At 41.6% G+C, this 23,636-nt stretch carries 16 protein-coding genes and 3 tRNA genes; 10 read left to right on the forward strand and 9 right to left on the reverse strand.

Annotated elements, in window-relative coordinates:
* Nucleotides 1-284: 284 nt before the first annotated feature.
* A complete protein-coding gene (gene dcd / locus EDC51_RS02090; protein ID WP_015432633.1) occupies nucleotides 285-869 on the reverse strand; it encodes a dCTP deaminase in 585 nt (194 codons plus the stop codon).
* An 8-nt stretch (nucleotides 870-877) separates the two neighbouring features.
* Nucleotides 878-1,528, reverse strand: a complete 651-nt coding sequence (udk, locus tag EDC51_RS02095; protein WP_015432634.1) for a uridine kinase — start codon at nucleotides 1,526-1,528, stop codon at nucleotides 878-880.
* A gap of 83 nt (nucleotides 1,529-1,611) precedes the next feature.
* On the opposite strand from udk, the gene EDC51_RS02100 reads away from it, so the two are divergent.
* Complete coding sequence (locus EDC51_RS02100) at nucleotides 1,612-2,241, forward strand: LysE/ArgO family amino acid transporter (protein ID WP_131928055.1); 630 nt, start codon at nucleotides 1,612-1,614, stop codon at nucleotides 2,239-2,241.
* A gap of 141 nt (nucleotides 2,242-2,382) precedes the next feature.
* Here EDC51_RS02100 and infB read toward each other — a convergent pair whose 3' ends face one another.
* The 5 genes from infB to glpX all read right to left on the reverse strand — a co-directional run bounded on the left by infB (nucleotide 2,383) and on the right by glpX (nucleotide 8,425).
* Nucleotides 2,383-4,854 (reverse strand): translation initiation factor IF-2, encoded by a 2,472-nt coding sequence (gene infB, locus EDC51_RS02105; RefSeq protein ID WP_409360067.1) that lies wholly within the window; start codon nucleotides 4,852-4,854, stop codon nucleotides 2,383-2,385.
* Between the two features lie 14 nt (nucleotides 4,855-4,868).
* On the reverse strand, nucleotides 4,869-6,401 hold the full coding sequence (nusA, locus tag EDC51_RS02110) for a transcription termination factor NusA (protein ID WP_015432637.1): 1,533 nt from the start codon (nucleotides 6,399-6,401) through the stop codon (nucleotides 4,869-4,871).
* A 75-nt stretch (nucleotides 6,402-6,476) separates the two neighbouring features.
* Nucleotides 6,477-6,938, reverse strand: coding sequence for a ribosome maturation factor RimP (gene rimP / locus EDC51_RS02115; protein ID WP_015432638.1), 462 nt, complete (start codon nucleotides 6,936-6,938; stop codon nucleotides 6,477-6,479).
* Nucleotides 6,939-7,234: 296 nt separating this feature from the next.
* A tRNA-Met gene (locus tag EDC51_RS02120) sits at nucleotides 7,235-7,311 on the reverse strand.
* Between the two features lie 94 nt (nucleotides 7,312-7,405).
* Complete coding sequence (gene glpX, locus EDC51_RS02125; RefSeq protein ID WP_025267009.1) at nucleotides 7,406-8,425, reverse strand: class II fructose-bisphosphatase; 1,020 nt, start codon at nucleotides 8,423-8,425, stop codon at nucleotides 7,406-7,408.
* 190 nt (nucleotides 8,426-8,615) lie between these two features.
* Here glpX and glnS point away from each other — a divergent pair, with 190 nt between their 5' ends.
* Complete coding sequence (gene glnS / locus EDC51_RS02130; protein ID WP_131928056.1) at nucleotides 8,616-10,289, forward strand: glutamine--tRNA ligase; 1,674 nt, start codon at nucleotides 8,616-8,618, stop codon at nucleotides 10,287-10,289.
* Between the two features lie 121 nt (nucleotides 10,290-10,410).
* Here glnS and EDC51_RS02135 read toward each other — a convergent pair.
* Both EDC51_RS02135 and EDC51_RS02140 read right to left on the reverse strand, forming a co-directional pair.
* Nucleotides 10,411-10,484: transfer RNA gene (locus EDC51_RS02135), tRNA-Cys, on the reverse strand.
* A 16-nt stretch (nucleotides 10,485-10,500) separates the two neighbouring features.
* A tRNA-Gly gene (locus tag EDC51_RS02140) sits at nucleotides 10,501-10,576 on the reverse strand.
* Nucleotides 10,577-10,789: 213 nt separating this feature from the next.
* Between EDC51_RS02140 and efeO the strand changes: the two genes are divergently transcribed.
* The 8 genes from efeO to guaB all read left to right on the forward strand — a co-directional run bounded on the left by efeO (nucleotide 10,790) and on the right by guaB (nucleotide 23,549).
* Complete coding sequence (gene efeO / locus EDC51_RS02145) at nucleotides 10,790-11,602, forward strand: iron uptake system protein EfeO (RefSeq protein ID WP_015432641.1); 813 nt, start codon at nucleotides 10,790-10,792, stop codon at nucleotides 11,600-11,602.
* A gap of 6 nt (nucleotides 11,603-11,608) precedes the next feature.
* Entirely contained in the window at nucleotides 11,609-12,820 is a 1,212-nt protein-coding gene (efeB, locus tag EDC51_RS02150; protein ID WP_131928057.1) for an iron uptake transporter deferrochelatase/peroxidase subunit, read from the forward strand.
* Between the two features lie 56 nt (nucleotides 12,821-12,876).
* Nucleotides 12,877-14,562, forward strand: coding sequence for an FTR1 family iron permease (locus EDC51_RS02155; protein ID WP_131928058.1), 1,686 nt, complete (start codon nucleotides 12,877-12,879; stop codon nucleotides 14,560-14,562).
* Between the two features lie 185 nt (nucleotides 14,563-14,747).
* Nucleotides 14,748-17,039: a 1,4-alpha-glucan branching protein GlgB gene (gene glgB, locus EDC51_RS02160; protein ID WP_131928059.1), complete on the forward strand. Its 2,292-nt coding sequence runs from the start codon at nucleotides 14,748-14,750 to the stop codon at nucleotides 17,037-17,039.
* A 6-nt stretch (nucleotides 17,040-17,045) separates the two neighbouring features.
* Nucleotides 17,046-19,034: a glycogen debranching protein GlgX gene (gene glgX / locus EDC51_RS02165; RefSeq protein WP_170169264.1), complete on the forward strand. Its 1,989-nt coding sequence runs from the start codon at nucleotides 17,046-17,048 to the stop codon at nucleotides 19,032-19,034.
* A gap of 31 nt (nucleotides 19,035-19,065) precedes the next feature.
* Entirely contained in the window at nucleotides 19,066-20,346 is a 1,281-nt protein-coding gene (glgC, locus tag EDC51_RS02170; protein WP_064319047.1) for a glucose-1-phosphate adenylyltransferase, read from the forward strand.
* Nucleotides 20,347-20,437: 91 nt separating this feature from the next.
* Nucleotides 20,438-21,871, forward strand: a complete 1,434-nt coding sequence (gene glgA / locus EDC51_RS02175; RefSeq protein ID WP_025289419.1) for a glycogen synthase GlgA — start codon at nucleotides 20,438-20,440, stop codon at nucleotides 21,869-21,871.
* Nucleotides 21,872-22,085: 214 nt separating this feature from the next.
* On the forward strand, nucleotides 22,086-23,549 hold the full coding sequence (gene guaB, locus EDC51_RS02180) for an IMP dehydrogenase (RefSeq protein WP_131928061.1): 1,464 nt from the start codon (nucleotides 22,086-22,088) through the stop codon (nucleotides 23,547-23,549).
* Nucleotides 23,550-23,636 lie beyond the last annotated feature (87 nt).

Below are 23,636 nucleotides of genomic sequence, written 5' to 3' on the forward strand. Positions count from 1 at the left end.
CATTGAGGGTTCAGATCGCTAATATTTCCAATGCAAATCTAACAAGTTGAGCTAATAGATTATCAGCAAAAAATTAAGCTTAAAAATAAACAAAAAGAAGTGAAAATGAATCGATAATTGGCAACTTTATGCCAATTATCCTTTGACATAGATGATTTATAGAAAAGCCCTTAGAGGCAAGTAGAAAATAAGAATCTCTAAAATACGAAAACTAGCATCCCTGCTTCAGAAAACAGTTTCACACACCGAGCACTAAACTCGGCATAAGTTTAGAGAACGTATCCCTATGAGTCATGATCAATCCGACTCGAAACCGCATTCTGCTGATTTTTATATTTTGCGTCTTTACGAGCATTATATGGACGTTCAGCATAGCCACTTAAAATTTCAAAACTTAATGCACCAATCGCCATATTAGGCCGTAATGCCAAAGGTAACTTACCTGCATTAAAAAATTCCAGTACAATTTTGCCTTCCCAACCGGGATCAATACGGTGTGCCGTAACATGCACCATTAAGCCAAGACGGGCTAAAGAAGAACGCCCATCTAACCAGCCTACAATGTTGGCAGGTAATTTAACACTTTCTAAAGTAGTAGCTAAAGCAAGTTCCCCTGGGTGTAAGAAAAACGCGTCACCTTCTGCGATAATAATTTCTTCACTCATCACGCGCTCAAGCTGTGCAGACATTTCTTCTCTAGGACCACTTAAATCAATATATGGCGTTGAGTGCTCGCGAAACACTCTAAAAGAGTTGCCTAAACGCACATCAATAGTTGCGCCATTAATTTTTTCATTTGAAGGACGAGGCGTTAAGCTGATAATGCCTTTATCTAAGTAACGCTCAATATCGCTATCACATAAACGCATAACTATTCCTATTTTTTACCAAGTAACTCTTTAATTTGTGCTTTAAGAATATTAATGGCTACACGATTTTTACCACCTCGTGGCACCACAATATCCGCGTACTGTTTCGAAGGCTGCACAAACTGTAAAAACATTGGGCGAACGGTAGTTCGATACTGATTAAGCACTGATTCTAATGTACGTCCACGCTCTTCCATATCCCGTTGTAAACGACGAATAAAACAGATATCTAATGGCGCATCAACAAAAATAGACATATCAATTTCATTACGAATATGTTCATCTGTAAGCAACAAAATCCCTTCCAGAATAATCACTTTTTTCGGAGAAAAGTAAGTGACTGTTGCTTTGCGATTATGCTCAGCGTAATCATATTCTGGAATCTCAACCGACTGCCCCTGCTTTAACTGCTTTAAATGTTGGACTAATAATGCGTGATCCATAGAATTAGGGTGATCGTAATTGGTTTTTATCCGTTCTTCCATCACCATGTGGGATTGATCTTTATAATAAGCATCCTCAGAAATAATCCCTATATCTTCCTGACCTAATTCTGCTTTTAATTCCTTATAGATTGTCGATGCAATTAAACTCTTACCGGATGCGGATGCACCTGCAATCGCAATAACAATGCAGGATTTTTCTGTTGGATTAGACATATTTACCCCAAGCTGACTAGAATGCTATATTATAACGTAAAATACTCAAATTTTTCATCCTTTTAACGTTCTCGGAGCAATTTATGCATTCATTCTTACACGGTTTTGTGGTCTGCTTTGGGCTGATTGTTTCAATTGGCGCACAAAATGCTTTTTTACTCAAACAAGGTATCCTCAAGCAGCACGTATTTTGGGTTGCATTTATCTGTTTTTTCTGCGATGTAGTGCTGATGACATTGGGGGTTTTAGGGCTTGGTTCTATCATTGCACAGTCACCATTATCTAGCTTAATACTCGCTCTAGTTGGCGCTATTTTTCTTTTTACTTATGGCAGTCGTTCATTTATTGCCGCCTATCGAGGGATTGGCGCACTCCAAGCTGAACAATGCAGAAAAGTTAGTTTGAAACGAGCAATAGCTATTACTCTCGCAATTACACTACTTAATCCACATGTATATATTGATACCGTTGTTATTGTCGGTGGAATTGGAGGAACTTTAACTTTAGAGCAAAAAATCCAATTTTTAAGTGGTGCTCTGATCTGCTCTTTTCTCTGGTTTTTTGGTGTAGGTTATGGCGCAGGACTATTATCTGGCTATTTTGCACAACGACGCACATGGCAAATTTTAGATGCTATTACAGGCTTAATTATGTATGCCATTGCATTGAGTTTATTACTCTATGCCATAGATCTTGGGTATAAATTATCATAATTAAGCTATCGGAATACGCTAAATAAACAGAAATTTTTCCGGATGTTCAATTCTAATTAAATGTCATTACTAAAAAAGAGTTCCCTACTTACCGTGAGCAGGGAACTCTTTTAAAAAGGTTTACTAAAGTTAGCGATGTGGTTAGATTGTACGCTTAACTTCAACCACTTCAAAGACCTCAATTTGGTCGCCGACTTTTACATCGTTATAGTTTTTCACGCCAATACCACATTCCATACCATTACGTACCTCTGATACGTCATCTTTGAAACGGCGCAGTGATTCTAATTCCCCTTCAAAGATAACCACATTATCACGTAATACACGGATTGGATTATTACGTTTAACCACCCCTTCGGTTACCATACAACCTGCAATCGCACCAAATTTCGGATGGCGGAATACATCACGTACTTCTGCCAAGCCAATAATTTCTTGTTTAAACTCAGGTTGTAGCATACCGCTCATTGCCGCTTTAATTTCATTGAGCAATTCGTAGATGATTGAATAGTAACGTAAATCAATGTTTTCTGTTTCAATCACACGGCGAGCGGTTGCATCGGCACGCACGTTAAAGCCAAGAATAATTGCACTTGATGCAGCTGCAAGGGTTGCATCGGTTTCGGTGATACCACCTACACCAGAACCCACTACTTTCACTTTCACTTCATCGGTTGAAAGTTCGTGTAATGATTGAACAATCGCTTCCACAGAGCCTTGTACGTCTGCTTTCACAATAACATTCAATTCCGCTACATCGCCTTCAGCCATATTGCTAAACATATTTTCCAGTTTCGCTTTTTGCTGACGAGCTAATTTCACTTCACGGAATTTGCCTTGACGATACAATGCAACTTCACGAGCTTTCTTCTCATCACGTACCACAGTTGCTTCATCACCTGCCGCTGGCACACCTGACAGACCTAATACTTCCACAGGGATAGAAGGGCCTGCTGATTCAATGTCTTTACCATTTTCATCACGCATCGCACGCACACGACCATATTCAAAGCCACAAAGTACGATGTCGCCTTTGTTTAGCGTACCTGATTGAACCAAGATAGTTGCTACAGGACCACGACCTTTATCTAAGTAAGATTCAATCACGACACCACTTGCCATACCATCTTTCACTGCGGTTAATTCAAGCACTTCAGATTGCAGGATAATCGCTTCTAATAAGTCATCAATCCCCATCCCCTTTTTCGCAGAAACAGGAACAAATTGTACATCACCACCAAATTTCTCCGAAATGACATCGTGTTGTAATAACTCTTGCTCTACACGCTCTGGATTAGCTTCTGGCTTATCAATTTTGTTTACTGCAACTACTAATGGTGCCCCTGCCGCTTTGGCGTGCTGAATCGCTTCAATAGTTTGTGGCATCACACCATCGTCCGCTGCAACCACAAGTACTACAATATCCGTTGCTTTCGCACCACGCGCACGCATAGAAGTAAAGGCTGCGTGTCCCGGTGTATCTAAGAAGGTAATCATCTTACCATCATCAGTTTCCACATGGTATGCACCGATGTGCTGAGTAATACCCCCTGCTTCACCAGCCGCCACTTTCGCTTTACGGATATAGTCAAGCAATGAAGTTTTACCATGGTCAACGTGCCCCATAATCGTCACCACTGGCGCACGAGTCACTTTTTCTGCTGCCGTATCACGATCACCTAATACCGCTTCTTCCAACTCATTTTCTTTGCGTAAGATAACAGTGTACCCCATCTCTTCTGCAACAAGCTGTGCGGTTTCTTGGTCAATCACTTGGTTGATGGTGACCATTTCTCCCATTTTCATCATTGTTTTGATCACTTCGGTGGCTTTCACAGCCATTTTTTCCGCAAGATCTTTTACGCTGATAGTTTCACCAATGACTACATCAGATTTTGCAACTTGTACCGGTTTTGTGAACGCTTGCTGTAATGCAGAACCTTTTTTGCCCTGCTTACCTTTACCTTTGGCATCTTTACTATTACGACGGTCATTACGCTCATTACGCTCTTCATCTCGTCCGCCTTTTTTGCCTTTCGCATTCGCTTTATTACCGCCACGGTTACGGTTATTTTCACTACGGCGATCTGAATCACGATCCGCTTCACGTGCATAACTAGAACTAAAACGCTCATCTTCAAAATCATCATTATCTTCGATAATGGTTTCTTCACGCTCTTGTTCTGCTAAAAGGCGAGCATTTTCAGCCGCTCGTTTTGCTTCCATCTCGGCTTTTTCACGAGCTAATTCTTCTTGCTTACGGCGTAATTCAGCTTCTTCTTTTCTTTTTGCTTCTTTCTCTGCATCAACTGCTTTTTCAGCTTTCATAGCGGCTGCTTTCGCTTTTTCTTCTGCTGCTTTCTTAGCTTGAGCCTCTGCTGCAGCTTTTTCTTGAGCGGCTTTTTCTGCTTGCGCTTTTGCCTCAGCTTCCGCTTTCAATTTTGCTTCAAGCGCTGCTTTTTTGGCTGCTTCAGTATCCACTTTACGTGATTTACGTACTTCTACCTGTACTTCTTTTGACTTACCGCCCGCGGTCGTGCCGCTTACTGTCGTTTTAGTACGACGCTGTAAACTCAGTTTCTTTGGTGCTTCTGTTTTAATCTCTTCACTCATAATTCTTCCCCTATTTAACTGAACCAGCAAATTTGACGTGCGGCCATAATTAATTCGCCCGCTTGTTCAGCTGTTAATTCTTCAATGTCTGCAAGATCATCAACACCTTGTTCTGCCAATGCTTCAAGGGTGGTAATCTGTTTTTCTGCAAGTTTTAGCGCGATGTGGCGTTCCATCCCCTCTAAATTGAGCAAGCGCTCCTCAATATGCGCCTGTTTTAACGCTTCTTCTTCGGCTAACAGTTGTTGCGTTAATACATTTTTCGCGCGGGTTTGTAACTCTTCAACCAAATCTTCATCTTCTAAACCATCAATCGCAGTAAGTTCAGCCATTGGAACATAAGCTAACTCTTCTAGACTACTAAAGCCTTCTTCAATTAAGATTTGCGCAAATTCTTCATCGATCTCTAAGCTCGAAACAAAAAGATTGATCACTTTATTGTCTTCTTCTTGATGCTTCTGATCTAAATCAGTGGTCGTCATCACATTTAATGTCCAACCAGTTAATTGAGTTGCAAGACGTACGTTTTGACCATTACGACCGATTGCTTGGGCTAACGCTGATGGCTCAACTGCAATATCCATAGAATGATTATCTTCATCTACCACAATAGAACTTACATCTGCTGGAGCCATCGCATTGATTACGAATTGTGCAGGATTATCATCCCAAAGTACGATATCAACTCGCTCACCACCTAATTCATTGCTGATCGCTTGCACTCGTGCTCCGCGCATACCTACGCAAGCACCAACAGGATCAATACGTTTATCATGGGTTTTCACTGCCAGTTTAGCGCGACTTCCTGGATCACGAGCAGCACCTTTTATTTCAATCACGCCTTCGCCAATTTCTGGTACTTCTAACTCAAACAATTTTTGTAACATGATCGGTTTTGCACGAGTGATGAAAAGCTGTGGCCCTTTTGACTCAGGCTTAATTGCATACAACACCCCACGAATACGGTCTCCTGGGCGGAAGTTTTCGCGCGGAAGCATATCTTCACGCACAATGATGGCTTCCGCTTTGATCGTAGCATCTTTTTTACCCGGCAATTCTAAAATAATGCTATCACGGCTTACTTTTTTTACCGTACCAAGCACAATATTACCTTCTTCACTACGGAATTCATCAATGACTTTATTACGCTCTGCCTCACGGATTTTAGTACTAATCACCTGACGAGCGGTTTGCATAGTGATACGATCGAAGGCGATCGATTCAATTTCATCTTCAATAAAATCACCTAACTGAATGCTTGGATCTTCATACTGTGCGGCTTCCAAGCTAATTTCACGTGTTTGATTGTGAACATTTTCTACCACTAGCCAACGACGAAAAGTGGTAAATTCACCTGTTTTACGATCAATAACGACTCGCACGTCAATATCAATACCTTTCGCTGTTTTTACATCTTCACGCTCATTGGCTGCTTTTTTCTTGGTTGAAATTGCTAATGCCGTTTCTAAGGCTTCGAAAATTGCATCTTTTGGTAGCAGTTTTTCATTGGATACCGCTTCAGCGGCAAGTAAAATCTCTTTGCTCATTTGAGAAAATTTCCTTTTGATAATATTCTTCACCCTGCTTATGGCAAGCGGGGCATTTTTCATGATTTTTTACAATTAAAAATTAAATACCGGCACAAGGTTAGCTTTCTGGATATTACCGAATGCAAACGCCTGTTCGTTACCTTCTACTTTTAAGGTTACTGTATCACCATTGACACTTACAATCTCACCTTGCCATTTACGACGATCAGACATTGGAATACGTAGATGAACCACCACTTCTCTTCCAATAAAACGCTCATAATGCGCTAGCGTAAAAAGCGGGCGATCAAGTCCTGGTGAAGAGACCTCCAAATTATATTTATCGCTAATTGGATCTTCTACATCGAAAATCGCACTTACTTGACGGCTAACATCACTACAATCATCAATAGTTACGCCACCTTCTTTATCAATATATAAACGCACTGTTGAGAAACGGCCCGCTCGCTGGCATTCTACCCCAACGAGCTCGAATCCCATTGATTCAATCGTGCCTTGCACGAGTTCTTGTAATTTTTGTTCCAAGGTTGCCAAAGCATTCCTCCCATTTTTTAGATATAAAAAAAGGACTTAATTAAGTCCTCTTAAAAAACAAAGTTGACTCTGGGACTATTGTAGAGACGTATAATATTCAACCCAAATTATCTCGTCGAAGTGGGCGTATAACATATGCCCCTACAATAATCCATCGCCGCAAAAAAGCCCCAAACATCAGTGGGGCTTACAAGCGGTTTGTTTCATATTCTTTTTTGAAAAAATTTTTCTACAATTTTTTTACAAACGCTATATGAAACAAAGCTCATTGTCCGTTAGAACAATGAGCTGAAAACTGGTTGCGGGGGCCGGATTTGAACCGACGACCTTCGGGTTATGAGCCCGACGAGCTACCAAGCTGCTCCACCCCGCGTCTGAATGGTTGCCATTATAGGGCGATAAAAAATTCTTGCAAGCACTTTTTTAAAAAAGTTTATTAAGTGTGATTTTTTTAATCAAAATGGCGATTATACATTCATTAAGCGCAATAAATCATCATCTTTACGATCAATATAGTGTGAAGATTGGATTTTACGAATCGTGCGGGAACGTCCACGAATTAATAATGTTTCCGTTGTCGCCAAATTACCTTTACGTTGAACACCGCTTAATAATGTTCCTGAAGTAATCCCCGTTGCTGAAAAAACTAGATTATCATCACGCACAAGCTCTTCTAATTTCAATACTTCATTGACGGGTACATTTAATTCATTGCAACGTGCAATCTCTTTTTCTGCTGCAGCAAAATTTTCAGGTGTACTGCCCTTAACTTGATGGCGAGGTACAAGACGAGCTTGCATATCACCACCTAAGGCTCTCACGCCTGCTGCTGCAATAACCCCTTCTGGTGCACCACCAATCCCATAAAGTGCATCTAAATCCGCCTCTGGTAAACAACATTGAATTGCTGCCACCACATCGCCATCAGGAATAGCCATCACACGGATACCTAAATCTTGCATTTCACTAATTACAGCTTGATGGCGCGGTTTATCCAATACAGCAACGGTTAATTGTGAAAGTAGTTTCCCTTTTTTAGAAGCAATGCGGCGCAAATTTTGTTCAATCGACAAATTTAAATCGATCATCCCTTTACAATCACTGCCTACAACTAATTTTTCCATATACATATCGGGCGCTTGTAATAAAGTACCTTTTCCGCCTGCCGCAAGCACTGATAATGCATTACTTTGCCCCATTGCAGTCATCCGTGTGCCATCAATCGGATCAACTGCAATGGTAATCTCTTCATCATTTGCTCCATGTTTACCAATTTTTTCGCCAATATAGAGCATTGGAGCTTGATCTATCTCCCCCTCACCAATGACAACCTCACCCCGTATATCAAGCTGATTTAACAAATAACGCATCGCTTTTACTGCAGCATCGTCGGCTGCATTTTTATTACCACGACCTAACCAAGCATAAGCCGCCAAAGCGGCAGCTTCAGTGACACGAGAAAATTCGATAGAAAGGGATCTTTTCATTATGTTGTCCTTGATATTGTATGAATTGAATGATTTTGCAGAAAATTGCTGATTTCAGACCGCTTGCACAGTCTGATTTAGGCGGGACGATATTGTATTGAGTAACTTTTATTCCGTCAATTTTTTAAAGCCGTTGAGTTGCAACGCAAAATGTGTAGAATACCCTGTTATTTTTTAAAAAGAGAAGACTATGAGCGAAACTATTTCAAGTGCCGAAAATCCTGATTTTCGTGCCAACTTTATTACCCATATTATTGATGAAGATTTAAAAAACGGTAAACATAGTAATGTTTACACTCGTTTCCCACCTGAACCAAATGGCTATTTACATATCGGTCATGCAAAATCTATCTGCCTAAACTTCGGTATTGCCCAAGATTATCAAGGCAAATGTAATCTGCGTTTTGATGACACTAACCCAACCAAAGAAGACGTAGAATATGTGGATTCTATTAAAGAAGACGTGGAATGGCTTGGCTTTAAATGGGAGGGCGAACCTCGTTATGCTTCCGACTATTTTGATCAACTCTACGGCTATGCCATTGAGTTAATCCAAAAAGGTTTGGCATATGTGTGTGAACTCAGCCCTGATGAAATGCGTGAATATCGTGGCACGCTAACGGAACCAGGTAAAAACAGCCCATACCGTGATCGCAGTGTGGAAGAAAACTTAGCCCTATTTGAAAAAATGAAAAACGGCGAAGTGGAAGAAGGTAAAATGAGCCTGCGTGCAAAAATTGATATGGCATCTCCATTTATGGTGATGCGTGATCCTGTGATCTACCGTATCAAATTTGCTACCCACCACCAAACTGGCGATAAATGGTGCATTTATCCAATGTACGATTTTACTCACTGTATTTCCGATGCTATTGAGCGTATTACCCACTCGCTCTGTACCTTAGAGTTCCAAGACAACCGCCGTTTGTATGATTGGGTATTAGAAAACATCAGTATTGAACGCCCATTGCCACACCAATATGAGTTTTCTCGTTTAAATTTAGAAGGGACACTCACGTCTAAACGTAAGCTCCTCAAACTGGTTGAAGATAAAGTGGTCGATGGCTGGAACGATCCTCGTATGCCGACCATTTCAGGTTTACGTCGTCGTGGTTATACCCCTGCATCACTGCGTGAATTTTGCCACCGTATCGGGGTAACAAAACAAGATAACGTGGTGGAATACAGTGCATTAGAAGCCTGTATTCGTGATGATTTAAACACCAATGCACCTCGTGCAATGGCAGTATTAAACCCTGTGAAAGTGGTGATTGAAAACTTTGAGGGCGAAGAGATTCTAACCGCACCAAATCACCCAAATCGTGAAGAATTAGGCACTCGCCAGCTGCCATTTACCAAAGAGCTTTATATTGATGAAGCGGATTTCCGTGAAGAAGCGAATAAACAATATAAACGCTTAGTGCTAGGGAAAGAAGTGCGTCTGCGTAATGCTTATGTGATTAAAGCCGAGCGTGTAGAAAAAGATGCAAGCGGTAAAATTACCACGATTTTCTGCACCTACGATCCGGAAACCTTAGGTAAAAATCCAGCAGACGGACGTAAAGTCAAAGGCGTGATTCACTGGATATCTGCAACCAACAACCGTCCAGCAGAGTTCCGTGTTTATGATCGCTTGTTCACTGTACCAAATCCGGGTGCAGAAGAAGACATCAATGCCGCAGTGAATCCAAATTCACTCGTGGTGAAACACGGTTTTGTTGAGCCAAGTTTAGAAAATGCCGTAGCGGGTCAAGGCTATCAATTTGAGCGTGAAGGCTACTACTGCTTAGATAGCAAAGACGGTTCAAAAGAAAACTTAGTGTTTAACTTAACAGTAAGTTTAAAAGAAAGTGTCGCATTTTAATCTGCCTACGACATCATAAGCTCCCTTATGGGAGCTTTTTTATAGCCATAAAACGGCAACAAATTTACATTGCTAAAAATATAGATCCAATTCAAAATTAATATAAGCTGTTAAGGAGATATGGAGGCGTGTCCCGGAGTCGAACCGAGCTACATGGATTTGCAATCCAGTGCATAACCGCTTTGCTAACACGCCATGAGATAAGAAATAATGGAGCGGGAAACGAGGCTCGAACTCGCGACCCCGACCTTGGCAAGGTCGTGCTCTACCAACTGAGCTATTCCCGCATTTGAATACGTTGTTGTAAACAACGAGGCGTATTCTATAGATTTCTCAGGTACTGTCAATTAACAAATAACATATTTTTTTTCAATTGCCGAAAAAAAGCCCACAATGTTGTTTTTTTAACAAATTCTATTTGCATAACGGCAAAGAACCATGTATTTTATGCGTGTGCGAATAACTCGCATTTAGTTTTCTTAACTAAAGGAGCATGTCCTATGCGTTTAACTTCTCTCTCTGTCTTACTCTCCAGTCTTTTATTTGCCTCTCATGTCCATGCGCTTGATCTCTCTAAAGAAACTCAAGATTACAAAGCCTTTGTGATAGAACAAATTGATCAACTCGTGCTCGACACTGAAAAATTTGTGAACTACTTAAAAGCTGGGGATCTTGACAATGCTAAAAAAATCTACCCACTTGCACGCATGTATTTTGAACGTTCTGAACCTATCGCAGAAAGTTTTGGTGATCTAGACCCGCGGATCGATGCCCGTTTAGCTGATCTTACTGAAGAAGGCAAAAATGAAGATGATTGGTCAGGTTTCCATAAAATTGAACGAATCTTATGGGAACAGAATACTACTCAAGGAACGGAAGCTATTGCTACTCAACTTATGAATGATGTCAAAGAGTTAAGAGCAAAAATTCCAACCGCTGATGTTACTGCTGAACTCATGATTACCGGAGCTGTTGATTTACTTAACGAGGTTTCCACCACAAAAGTGACGGGGGAAGAAGAAATCTACTCCAAAACGGATCTCTACGATTTCAAAGCGAATATAGAAGGTGCTGAAAAAATTTTTACTTTATTCCAGCCTCATCTAGCTAAAAAAGACAGCAAACTCGTCACAGAAATCATGGAGCGCTTTGCCGAAGTGAATGCGCTGTTAGCGAAACATAACCAAGCTAAACAAGGCTACGATTATGTAGGTTACGATAAATTAAGCGTTGCAGATATTAAAGCTCTTGCCGAAGCGGTAAATAAACTGGGTGAACCTCTTGCACAAATGGGTGTATTACTCGAAGAGTAAGGTACAATGATGAGCAAAAATATATTACTCCCACGCCGTGATTTCTTAAAGCAATCCGCTTTTTGGGGTACAAGTCTCGGAGCCAGTATGTTTGCTGGCTCAGTTATTGCATTAGAACCACGTGCAACACCAACTATCACAAATATCTACCCATTTTATGGCAAGCACCAACAAGGAATTGCAACGCCAGCTCAGCATCATACTTACTTTATGGTGCTAGACCTCCATACTGATGACATACAAAAAATTAAGGCAATGTTCCAGCTTTGGACGGCTTACAGTGCTAACCTTACAGCGGGTAAAAATGTCCGCCCCTATCAGCAAAATGCCTATCTACCTCCGGCTGATACTGGCGAGTCTGATAGTTTAAACCCATACCATCTCACACTCACATTCGGTGTGAGCCCAAGCTTTTTTGAAAAATTGAAGATCGAACATCTCAAACCCGCAGAGTTAAATCCCCTACCGCACTTTCCACGCGATCAACTACGTCAGCCTTATATCGATGGTGATATTTGTATCCAAGCTTGTGCTGATGACCCACAGGTTGCATTCCATGCGGTGCGCAATCTCGTTCGAGCCGCTCGCGCTAATATCAGCATGCGTTGGAGTCAATCGGGGTTTAATTCTTTTGAAGGGAACGAAACGCCCCGCAATCTATTTGGTTTTAAAGATGGCACAGGCAATCCTCAAGGGGAAGCACTTGAAGATGCTGTATGGTATCAAGGTGACAACTGGCTCAAAAATGGCTCGTTCCTTACTGTTCGTCGCATTCAGATGCATTTGGAAACTTGGGATAGAACACATCTTAATGGGCAGGAAGAAACCTTTGGTAGACATCGAGATAGCGGCGCACCTCTTGGCCAACAGGAAGAATTCCAAGCGGTCGATTTAGAGCAAAAAAATGCAAATGGTGAAAAAATTATCCCCGAGATTTCGCATCTGCATTTAGCTAAAAAGGTAGGACATAATATACTACGTCGCTCATTTTCTTATGCCAGCGGAATTGATCCGAAAACTGGGCAATTTGATGCAGGTTTACTGTTTATTTCCTTCCAAAAACACCCACAACAATTTATTGATATTCAAAACAGCTTGGGCAATATTGACAAAATGAATGAATATATTACTCATATCGGCAGTGGATTATTTGCATGCTTTGCGGGCGTAACAGATGAAAATGATTACTTAGGTAAGGCGCTTTTTGCCCAATGCTAATCTTTCTTCCTCCTTTTGGGGGAAGAATTTATAAACCAACAATGGAAATGCATTACATGTTTCAGCTGCTCAAAAAATTCTCCTTGCTCCTATTTCTCTGCTTATCCTTCCCTGTATGGGCAAAAGTAGAAACTTCCTTATTATTTGTGCAGCTTTCTGATGCAATGGCAGAAATCAAACAAGGTAGCCCAGATACCGCCCTACCTCATCTAGTTCAATTAGAACATCATTTCCAAACCATTCCAACACATAAATCCACAGCAGGACAAGCGGTACTTTCTGCGTTATATTCTGCAAAAAACTCACCGAATGCAGATACCCTTGAGTTGCTAGCAAGAGCGTTACTTGCCTTTGAGAAAGAACAAAATCCTATTGATTACACAGCAAGGCAGGAACAGTTTGCTAAACGTATTAAACCGATTTATCAAAAACTAGTTCACGCGATTGAGCAAAAGCAACTAGATGAGATTCAAAACGCTTATAAGCGCTTTAATAATACTTGGACAGTCAATGAAAAAATTGTCCGAGAAATCAGCCTCGGGCATTATGGGCAGATTGAAACAGCAATGGCACTACTACGTGTAGCAATGCTCGCAGAGCCGGCAAATTTTAAGGAAATGCATCAACAAGTACAGCAATTAGGGATAGCATTAGATGATTTTAATGCTGGAAATCTATTACAGCTCCAAACTACAAATACAAACGCACCACAAACCTTACTTGAAGGTATCGTCTTATTGGAGGATGCCTATTCAGCATCACTGGCACAGCAACATACACAAGCACAATCAGCAATTTACCTGTTTATTCAGCACTGGCCTGTTTTTGAAGGTGAGGTACGTACCCGTGATAGCCATCTCTACACACGCCTAGAAAACGATTTACCCATTATTATGGCGAAAAGCCATGAAATTGCCAACCAAGCCAAATTAGCCGAACTGATTACTAATTTAAAATTACTAAATTTAGGCAGCCGCTATAACGCGTTTGATGCAATGTTTATTCTATTGCGGGAAGGCTTGGAAGCATTACTAATTATCATGGCATTGCTAACCACACTGAATGCCACCAAACAGCCTAACGCAAAACATTGGGTATATGCTGGTGCAGGGCTAGGCATTTTAGCCAGTATTGTTGGCGCACTCGCCCTACAACAGCTTTTCCCAACAATAACAGCAGGCATTCATCGTGAGATCTTAGAGGGGTTAGTCGGTATTACCGCCGTAATAGCTATGCTATTTGTCGGAGCATGGCTACACAACAAATCGTCACAACAGGGTTGGAAACATTTTATTGAGCAGCAAGTGGGGAATGCACTTGCAACAGGAAGCCTGTTTTCTATGCTTTCACTCAGCTTCCTTGCTGTCTTTCGCGAAGGCGCAGAAACGATGTTGTTTTACGCTGGCATTTTACCGCAAATTAGCCTGCAAGATTTTCTACTCGGCATTGTCTTTGCTTTACTCTGCTTAGCAGGTATTGCTTGGTTAATGCAACGTTCTGCAAGCAAATTGCCACTTCCTCAGCTATTTAAGCTGATGACATGGCTTATTTATGCCCTTGGATTTAAAATTTTAGGTGTAAGCATCCACACATTACAGCTAACCCAAATCTTACCTAGACATCTTATTGATGAACTCACAAATCTACCATCTATCGGACTTTATAGTTCATGGGAAGGTCTGAGTGCGCAACTGCTGTATATCCTCTTGATTCTCTGTTCGCTAAAATACGTCAAAGAATAATCTTATGAGCGCTGCGCATAAACAGAGAGTGTCAAGAAAAAATTGGTTTAACTTATTGAATATCAAAAAGAAAATAAGACTCGGAGAGAAAACTGATCTAGGTCAAACTTTATCGTTGTTTTGAAAAGTGTTTTTTGATACATTCCACGAAAACGTTTTCATTACTATTCCTACAGGAGCGTAAAATGACCGATAAAAGCCTTTCTCCTCTCCTTTCTGAACAAGATACGCATTTTATTACACAACTTTCTGCAGGAATATGTCGCGATCCTTTTGCCTATTTAGGTATTCATCCTTCTACACATGGGGTGATTATTCGGGCTTATTTACCCGAAGCTCAAGCGGTTAAAATTATTGATAAAAATGCAAACCCACTAGCTGAAATGCAACGAATTGATGAACGAGGGTTCTTTGCCACGGAATTAATTGGTAAAAAAATTGATTTTTCCTACCGCTTGTTGGTTTCCTATGCCCATACTCAAATTGATATTGAAGATCCCTACCGTTTCCAATCCCACCTTTCTGACCTTGATAATTGGCTACTTTCTGAAGGCACACAAATTCGTCCATATGAAAAATTAGGTGCGCATTTGGTTACCCAAAATGACGTGGGCGGTATTCATTTTAGTTTATGGGCTCCCAACGCTCAGCGTGTTTCAGTTGTTGGCGATTTTAACTTATGGGATGGTAGACGCCACCCAATGCGTTTCCACCCAACAAGTGGTATTTGGGATATTTTTATTCCAAATGCGAAAGCCGGCACACTATATAAATTCGAAATTTTAGATAAAAACGGGACGTTACGTTTAAAATCAGACCCTTATGCCTTTGCTGCACAATTTCGACCAGACACTGCTTCCGTAGCAACAGGTTTACCCGCAATCGTCGAGGTAGATTCAAAACGACGAGCTGCAAATAATCCAGATAAACCTATTTCGGTTTATGAAGTTCATCTCGGTTCATGGCGCCGCAATCTCGAAAACAATTACTGGCTAAGCTATGAAGAGCTTGCTGAAGAACTGATCCCATATGTAAAAGAAATGGGATTTACGCATATTGAATTATTACCTGTTTCTGAGTTTCCATTCGATGGCTCTTGGGGCTACCAACCAACAGGCATTTATGCACCCACCAGCCGCTTTGGTACGCCTGAAGGCCTACGTTATTTAATTCAAAAAGCCCATGATGCAGGTATTAATGTCATTCTAGACTGGGTGGTAGGACACTTTCCAACCGACGAACACGGTTTAGCCTACTTTGATGGCACACACCTCTATGAACATGCAGACCCGAAAGAAGGCTACCACCAAGATTGGAATACTCTTATTTTTAACTATGGCAGACACGAAGTGCGCAATTATCTCACGGCTAATGCGCTTTATTGGATTGAACGTTTTGGTATTGATGCCTTACGCGTTGATGCTGTAGCTTCGATGATCTACCGCGACTATTCTCGCGCAGATGGTCAATGGATTCCTAACCAATATGGCGGGCGTGAAAATCTAGAAGCCATTGATTTTTTGCGCCAAACCAATGATCTGCTAAAACAAGAAGGACATGGCGGTATCACGATCGCTGAAGAATCCACTTCTTTTGCAGGTGTCACTCACGCAACTCAAAACCATGGTTTAGGCTTTAACTATAAATGGAATATGGGTTGGATGAATGACACTTTACGCTATATGCAAAAAGATCCGATTCATCGTAAATATCACCACGATTTAATGACCTTTGGCATGGTGTACCAATATAGTGAGCAATTTATGTTACCACTCTCACACGATGAAGTGGTGCATGGCAAATATTCTCTTTTAGGGAAAATGCCTGGGGACTGCTGGCAACAATTTGCCAACCTACGGGCTTACTATGGCTATATGTGGGGTTATCCTGGTAAAAAATTACTCTTTATGGGCAATGAATTTGCCCAAGGGCGTGAATGGAATTTCCAAGAAAGCTTAGATTGGTTCTTGCTAGATAAGGGCTACGGTGGCTGGCATATCGGTATGCAAGATTGGGTCAAAGCACTTAATCACCTCTATCAACAAACCCCTGCGCTTTACGAACTTGATTATTCTCCAGAAGGTTTTGAATGGTTAGTTGTCGATGATGCAGAGCAATCCGTCTTTGTATTTGAGCGTAAAGCAAAAGATGGTTCAAGCATTATTGTAATCAGTAACTTTACTGCTGTAGTACGCGAAAATTATCGCTTTGGCGTACATGCACCGGCAAAATACCGTGAAATTCTAAACTCAGATAAAGAACAATATATGGGAAGTGGCGTTGAAAACCACGCTCTTATCACGACAGAAGAAATAGCCTCCCACGGTAAAAACTACTCGATCAGTGTGACATTACCGCCACTTTCAACCATTTTTTTGCGTAAAGAGTACTCAGGCAATATAAACAACCTCTCCCGTAACATAAAACATACGCCCAAAACTGCACTAAAAAATAAGAAAAAAGCGAAGAAAAAATAAGATATGATGAAATATCAAGCTGGTAGACCTTTTCCTCTTGGCAGCCGTTTAACTGAAATTAACGGTATAAATGGGGTCAATTTTGCACTCTTTTCGCAACATGCAAGCGGTGTAGAATTGTGTATTTTTTGCAAAAATCGGGGGGAAATACGACTACCCATGAGCAAAACTGGCGACATTTGGCATCTCTTTGTTGAAGAGCTTAACGCAGGAACAGAGTATGGCTTTCGTGTTGCTGGCAAGAGCGATGAGGCAATCGGTCATCTGTTTAACCCAGAGAAATTACTTATTGACCCTTATGCTAACGCGATTAGCGGTTCGCCTGATTTATCTAGCGAACAAACCGCAAAATGGTTTATCTGGAATGACGGGCGAGATAATGCGCATTTGGCACCAAAATCTATAGTGATTAATCGAGAGGGCTTTGAATGGGGAGGAGATTATAAGCCTTTTGTGCCTTGGCAAGAAACAGTGATTTATGAAACACATGTCAAAGGATTTAGTCAAATGAATCCTGCTGTGCCACCACATTTACGAGGCACCTTTGCCGGCTTGGCTCACCCCGCTTCCGTGAATTATTTAAAAAAACTAGGAATTACCGCAGTTGAGCTTCTACCAATCACCTACCACATTGATGAGCCTCATTTACAGCGCTTAGGGCTATCTAATTACTGGGGCTATAACGTGCTTGGTCATTTTGCCGTTGATCCAAAACTTGCCGCGAATAAACAAGATCCACTCACGGAATTTAAACAACTCGTTAAAACGCTTCATGCGGAAGGAATTGAAGTGATCATGGACGTAGTATTTAACCATACTGCGGAAGGTGGCAAAGATGGTCCGATGCTGTCGCAACGCGGAATTGATAATCAAGCCTACTACTGGCTAACTGAAGATGGTAATTATCACAACTGGAGCGGTTGTGGTAACACCTTGAATGTTTCTTCTGATTTAATCGTATTACGCTGGGTCATTGACTGCCTCTGCTACTGGGTTAAAGAGTGCCATGTCGATGGTTTCCGTTTTGATTTAGGTGGCGTACTCGGTAGAACGCCAACATTTTCAGATCGTTCGGCATTTTTCACCGCAATTATGAGTAACTCAACGCTGGATCACGTAAAACTGATTGTTGAGCCTTGGGATATTGGCATTAATGGCTACCAACTCGGTTCTTTCCCTAAGCCTTTTGCCGAATGGAATGATCGCTATCGTGATGATATGCGAGCTTTTTTCTTACACCAAAGCGGGCGTTTAGATGTTTTTGCCCGTCGTTTTGCAGGTAGCGACGACATATTCGGTGAGCAAAAAAAACCTTATAACAGTATTAATTTTATCACCGCTCACGATGGCTTCACCCTGCAAGATTTAGTGAGTTACAACGACAAACATAATGCAGCAAACGGTGAACAAAATCAGGACGGACATAACCACAATTTTAGCTATAACTTTGGCGAAGAAGGTGCGAGTAATAACCCTATTATTTTAGATAAACGCAACCATGCTCGCCGTGCATTATTGGCAACTCTCCTGCTGTCTGCAGGCACACCAATGCTGCTTGCAGGTGATGAAATGGGTAATAGCCAGCAGGGTAATAACAATAGTTATTGTCAAGATAATGAGATTTCTTGGCTAGATTGGCAAAACGCTGATCATTCATTAATAGATTACACGGCAAACTTAATTGCTCTGCGTAAACAAATTCCATTGTTATCACGTTATCACAAATGGTGGGATAACGAACTCGTCTCTTGGCTTAGTACAAATGGCACCCCTCTGCAACAAGCAGATTGGAATAACAATCAAATAAAAGCCATACAAATTCTGCTGGAAGACAAATGGTTGCTCTTGATCAATGCTAAACAAAGCATGCAACAGTTCTTACTGCCTAAGGGAAAATGGCAAATTCTTTTGGGTAAAGAAAATACGACTCTGCTGACGGATACGCTTGCGGTTGCTCTAAAGGATATTGGAGTATGCGTACTGCAAAAGAATTAAATTAAACTCTTCAAATGATGGAGGACATAATATGCTCACACAAGAAACTACTTCTCGCCGTAACCTAACAGGACAAACGCTAGTGTTAATTCTCGCCGGCGGACGCGGCTCTCGCTTATATGAACTCACCGATAAACGTGCCAAACCGGCCGTTTATTTCGGAGGTAGTCGCCGTATTATCGACTTCGCACTCTCTAACTGTATCAACTCTAATCTACTTAAAGTTGGTGTAATTACTCAGTACGCTGCTCACTCACTTCTCCGCCATTTACAACGTGGTTGGTCCTTCTTGCCTTACGAGCGTAATCAATATATCGACATGTTACCAGCTCGTCAGCAAATTGATGAGAACACATGGTATCGTGGCACTGCCGATGCGGTATATCAAAATATGGAAATGATGAAATCGCACTACCGTCCAAAATACGTCATTATCCTCGCAGGTGACCATATCTATAAGATGAATTACAACAAAATGTTAGAAGATCATGTCGATTCTGGCGCGAAATGTACCGTAGGTTGTATTGAAGTCCCTCGTGAACAAGCAACCGAATTTGGTGTAATGGCTGTTAATGAAAAACTGAAAGTCCAAGCATTCGTTGAAAAACCGGCTGACCCACCAGCGATACCAGACAAACCAAATTCATCACTTGCGTCTATGGGGATTTATGTATTTGATGCAGATTATCTCTATGAAATGCTCGAAAATGAGGTGAGCGATCCAAACACTTCACACGATTTTGGTAAAGACATTATTCCAAAAGCAGTAGAGCAAGGTGTTATTTATGCCCACCCATTCGAACGTTCTTGCGAAGGTCGTAATACAACAGGCGCAATCTACTGGCGCGATGTCGGCACTATTGATAGCTATTGGGCTGCACATATGGATCTTGTGAGTGAAAAACCACAGCTAGATTTATATGATGAGTCTTGGCCAATCCACGGACGCCCACAACAAACTGCACCAGCTCGTTTCTTCTATAACAAACCTCGCGCTAGAACCCTTGATAATTCTCTTATTGCGGGTGGCTGTGTAATCACGGATGCAGAAATCAGTAAATCAGTACTGTTCAACCGTGTAACAGTCGCAGAAGAAACCGTTATTGAAGAAGCGGTGATTATGCCACAAGTCGATATTGGTAAAAATTGTGTGATTAAACGTGCTGTTATCGATCGCCACTGTACTATTCCTGATGGTTTACAAATCGGTGTTGATGCCGTACAAGATGCGAAATACTTCCGCATTAGCAAAGGCGGGATTGTGCTTGTCTCGCAAAAAATGTTAGATAAAATGGCAAAAGATAAGGCTTAAACAACATTCCTTCTTGGGCGGGTGCAAACCTGCCCTAAACAAGCGGTTCTTTTGGCTAGAAATTTTACAAATCAACGTAGGTTTAAGTTCAATGAAAATTTTACATGTTTGCTCGGAAATGTATCCGCTTATCAAAACTGGCGGATTAGCAGATGTAATGGGGGCTCTTCCTTACGCACAGCAAAAATTAGGCAATGATGTGCGGGTGTTGCTCCCACTTTATCCACAAGTTGCAGAAAAAATGGGAGAAAGTGTTGAGGTTGCAAACATTGGCACTTTTGCAGGAATGATCTCCATTCGCTATACCGAATTTAACGGCTTAGGCGTTTACTTAATTGATGCGCCACACCTCTTCGCCCGCCGTTTGCCTTATTACGATGATAACTATAACGATTACTGGGATAACTACAAACGTTTTGCACTCCTTGGCTTAGTTGGCGCACAGCTTGCTTCAGGCTTAGACCACTGGTGGGGACGAGCGGATGTGTTACACGCTCATGATTGGCAAGCAGGTTTAGCTTGTGCTTACTTAAAAAGTTGGAATAGTCCCGTTAAAAGTGTCTTTACTATTCATAACATTGCCTATCTTGGACGATTCCAAGCCTATCATATTGGAGAGCTTGGCTTGCCTTGGGAATTTTTCCACCCAAATGGCTTAGAATTTTATGGGGAAATGTCCTACCTAAAATCAGGTTTATACTTCTCAGATAAAATCACCACTGTTAGCCCAACTTATGCCCGTGAAATTACCGAACCCATCGCCGGTGCTGGCTTGCATGGATTATTACAAACACGCCAAGCTGAAGGCAGATTACGCGGGATTTTAAATGGTGTTGATGAAGAAGTATGGAACCCAGAAAGTGATGCCAATATCGTCGCAAACTATCGCCCAAACTATATGCATGGCAAAGCGAAAAACAAAGCTGAATTACAGCGTTACTTTAGTTTACCTGAAAATAAAGATGCACTGCTCTTTGTTATGGTTACACGTCTAACTGAACAAAAAGGCGCAGATTTCCTGCTTGCCAAAATTGATGAAATTATGCAACAAGATGTACAAATCATCGTTCTTGGCAGCGGTTCCCCTGATTTAGAATGGGCATTGCGTGAAGCACAATCCCGCTATCCAGACAAAATTGGCATCAAAATTGGCTATGATGAAGCACTTTCACACCAAATTATTGCCGGCGGTGATGTGATTTTAGTGCCAAGCCGTTTCGAGCCTTGCGGTTTAACTCAGCTTTATGGTTTAAAATACGGGACATTGCCATTAGTTCGCCGCACCGGTGGATTAGCCGATACCGTTGTCGATAGCCATAAAGAAACCATCGAAAACCGCAGCGCAACAGGTTTTGTCTTTGATTACCCAAGCGCCGATGCCTTTGCTGATGCTGTTTATCGGGCAATTAATTTATGGAAGAAAAATAAACTCTGGTCCAGTGTGCGTCAAAATGCACTGGCACAAGATTTTGGTTGGGCAAAGGTGGCACAGCAATATCAAGAGTTATATCACGAAATTGTTTAGTGCCTTATTAACGCAACGCAAGCGCTCGTTTCTTGTAAAATTTTTGCAAAAACGATCCGCTTGCGTTTTTTTCATTCTTTTACTGCTTAAAAAGCAACGAAAACGTTTGCATTTACTCATTTTTTATTTTACAAGCTTAATTCCAATCTGTATAATCCGCCCGCAATTTTTCCCAATTTACTTTTCAAACTTTTAAATTTAAGGAACTATTGCAATGCTTAGAATCGCAAAAGAAGCGCTCACCTTTGATGATGTACTTCTTGTCCCTGCACATTCTACTGTGCTTCCCAATACAGCCAACCTCTCTACTCAACTCACCAAAGACATTACGCTCAATATCCCAATGCTTTCAGCAGCAATGGATACGGTAACTGAAGCTAAACTTGCAATTTCTCTCGCTCAAGAAGGCGGTATTGGATTTATCCATAAAAATATGTCGATTGAGCGCCAAGCGGATCGTGTTCGCCGTGTGAAAAAATTTGAAAATGGCATTATCACCGAGCCAGTAACCGTTAGCCCAGAATTAACTTTGCGTGAACTTTCTGAGTTAGCCAAGAAAAACGGTTGGCAAGGTTATCCAGTTGTGGATAGTCATGGTGATTTAGTCGGCATTGTGACCGGACGAGATACCCGCTTTGTGAAAGATCTTAATAAAACTGTTGCTGAAATGATGACACCGAAAGATCGCCTTGTTACCGTGAAAGAAGGTACCAGCCGTGAAGATATTTTGGAATTGATGCACGAAAACCGTATCGAAAAAATGTTAATGGTGGACGACAATTTCAAACTTAAAGGCATGATCACCGTAAAAGATTTCCAAAAAGCGGAAAGCAAACCGAATGCGTGTAAAGATGAATTAGGTCGCTTGCGTGTTGGTGCTGCAGTTGGCGCAGGCCCAGGTAACGAAGAACGTATTGCGGCATTAGTCGAAGCCGGTGTGGACGTATTACTCATCGATAGCTCACACGGTCACTCTGAAGGCGTTTTACAACGTGTACGTGAAACTCGTGCTAAATACCCTAACCTACCGATTATCGCAGGTAACATTGCCACTGCTGAAGGGGCAATTGCTCTGGCTGATGCAGGTGCAAGTGCAGTAAAAGTGGGGATTGGACCAGGCTCAATCTGTACTACTCGTATCGTAACCGGTGTGGGCGTGCCACAAATTACCGCGATTGCTGATGCTGCAGCAGCATTAAAAGAGCGTGGCATTCCTGTGATTGCCGATGGCGGTATCCGCTACTCTGGCGATATTGCCAAAGCGATTGCTGCTGGGGCAAGCTGTGTGATGGTCGGTTCAATGTTTGCAGGTACAGAAGAAGCCCCTGGGGAAATTGAACTATACCAAGGTCGTGCATTTAAATCATACCGCGGTATGGGCTCGCTCGGCGCTATGGCGAAAGGCTCATCAGATCGCTATTTCCAATCGGACAATGCTGCTGATAAATTAGTGCCTGAAGGCATTGAAGGACGTATCCCTTACAAAGGCTACTTAAAAGAGATTATCCATCAACAAATGGGTGGCTTGCGTTCTTGTATGGGCTTAACGGGCTGTGCCACCATTGAAGAACTCCGTACCAAAGCACAATTTGTACGCATCAGCGGTGCTGGCATTAAAGAGAGCCACGTTCACGATGTAACCATTACCAAAGAAGCTCCAAATTATCGTTCTAATTGATAAAAAAACTTGGGCGGAACAGCATCTGCTCCGCCCTATTTTTTGATTATCAGGTACAATACGCTTTTTATTTTTGCTCTATTTTCC

It is taken from the genome of Bibersteinia trehalosi (assembly GCF_004346205.1).
Classification (GTDB): domain Bacteria; phylum Pseudomonadota; class Gammaproteobacteria; order Enterobacterales; family Pasteurellaceae; genus Bibersteinia; species Bibersteinia trehalosi.

Bases quoted from the DNA above. Each gene is read 5' to 3' on its own strand.
- dcd (WP_015432633.1), bottom strand. From the start codon at position 869: ATGCGTTTATGTGATAGCGATATTGAGCGTTACTTAGATAAAGGCATT.
- udk (WP_015432634.1), bottom strand. From the start codon at position 1,528: ATGTCTAATCCAACAGAAAAATCCTGCATTGTTATTGCGATTGCAGGT.
- EDC51_RS02100 (WP_131928055.1), top strand. From the start codon at position 1,612: ATGCATTCATTCTTACACGGTTTTGTGGTCTGCTTTGGGCTGATTGTT.
- infB (WP_409360067.1), bottom strand. From the start codon at position 4,854: ATGAGTGAAGAGATTAAAACAGAAGCACCAAAGAAACTGAGTTTACAG.
- nusA (WP_015432637.1), bottom strand. From the start codon at position 6,401: ATGAGCAAAGAGATTTTACTTGCCGCTGAAGCGGTATCCAATGAAAAA.
- glpX (WP_025267009.1), bottom strand. From the start codon at position 8,425: ATGAAAAGATCCCTTTCTATCGAATTTTCTCGTGTCACTGAAGCTGCC.
- glnS (WP_131928056.1), top strand. From the start codon at position 8,616: ATGAGCGAAACTATTTCAAGTGCCGAAAATCCTGATTTTCGTGCCAAC.
- efeO (WP_015432641.1), top strand. From the start codon at position 10,790: ATGCGTTTAACTTCTCTCTCTGTCTTACTCTCCAGTCTTTTATTTGCC.
- efeB (WP_131928057.1), top strand. From the start codon at position 11,609: ATGATGAGCAAAAATATATTACTCCCACGCCGTGATTTCTTAAAGCAA.
- EDC51_RS02155 (WP_131928058.1), top strand. From the start codon at position 12,877: ATGTTTCAGCTGCTCAAAAAATTCTCCTTGCTCCTATTTCTCTGCTTA.
- glgB (WP_131928059.1), top strand. From the start codon at position 14,748: ATGACCGATAAAAGCCTTTCTCCTCTCCTTTCTGAACAAGATACGCAT.
- glgX (WP_170169264.1), top strand. From the start codon at position 17,046: ATGAAATATCAAGCTGGTAGACCTTTTCCTCTTGGCAGCCGTTTAACT.
- glgC (WP_064319047.1), top strand. From the start codon at position 19,066: ATGCTCACACAAGAAACTACTTCTCGCCGTAACCTAACAGGACAAACG.
- glgA (WP_025289419.1), top strand. From the start codon at position 20,438: ATGAAAATTTTACATGTTTGCTCGGAAATGTATCCGCTTATCAAAACT.
- guaB (WP_131928061.1), top strand. From the start codon at position 22,086: ATGCTTAGAATCGCAAAAGAAGCGCTCACCTTTGATGATGTACTTCTT.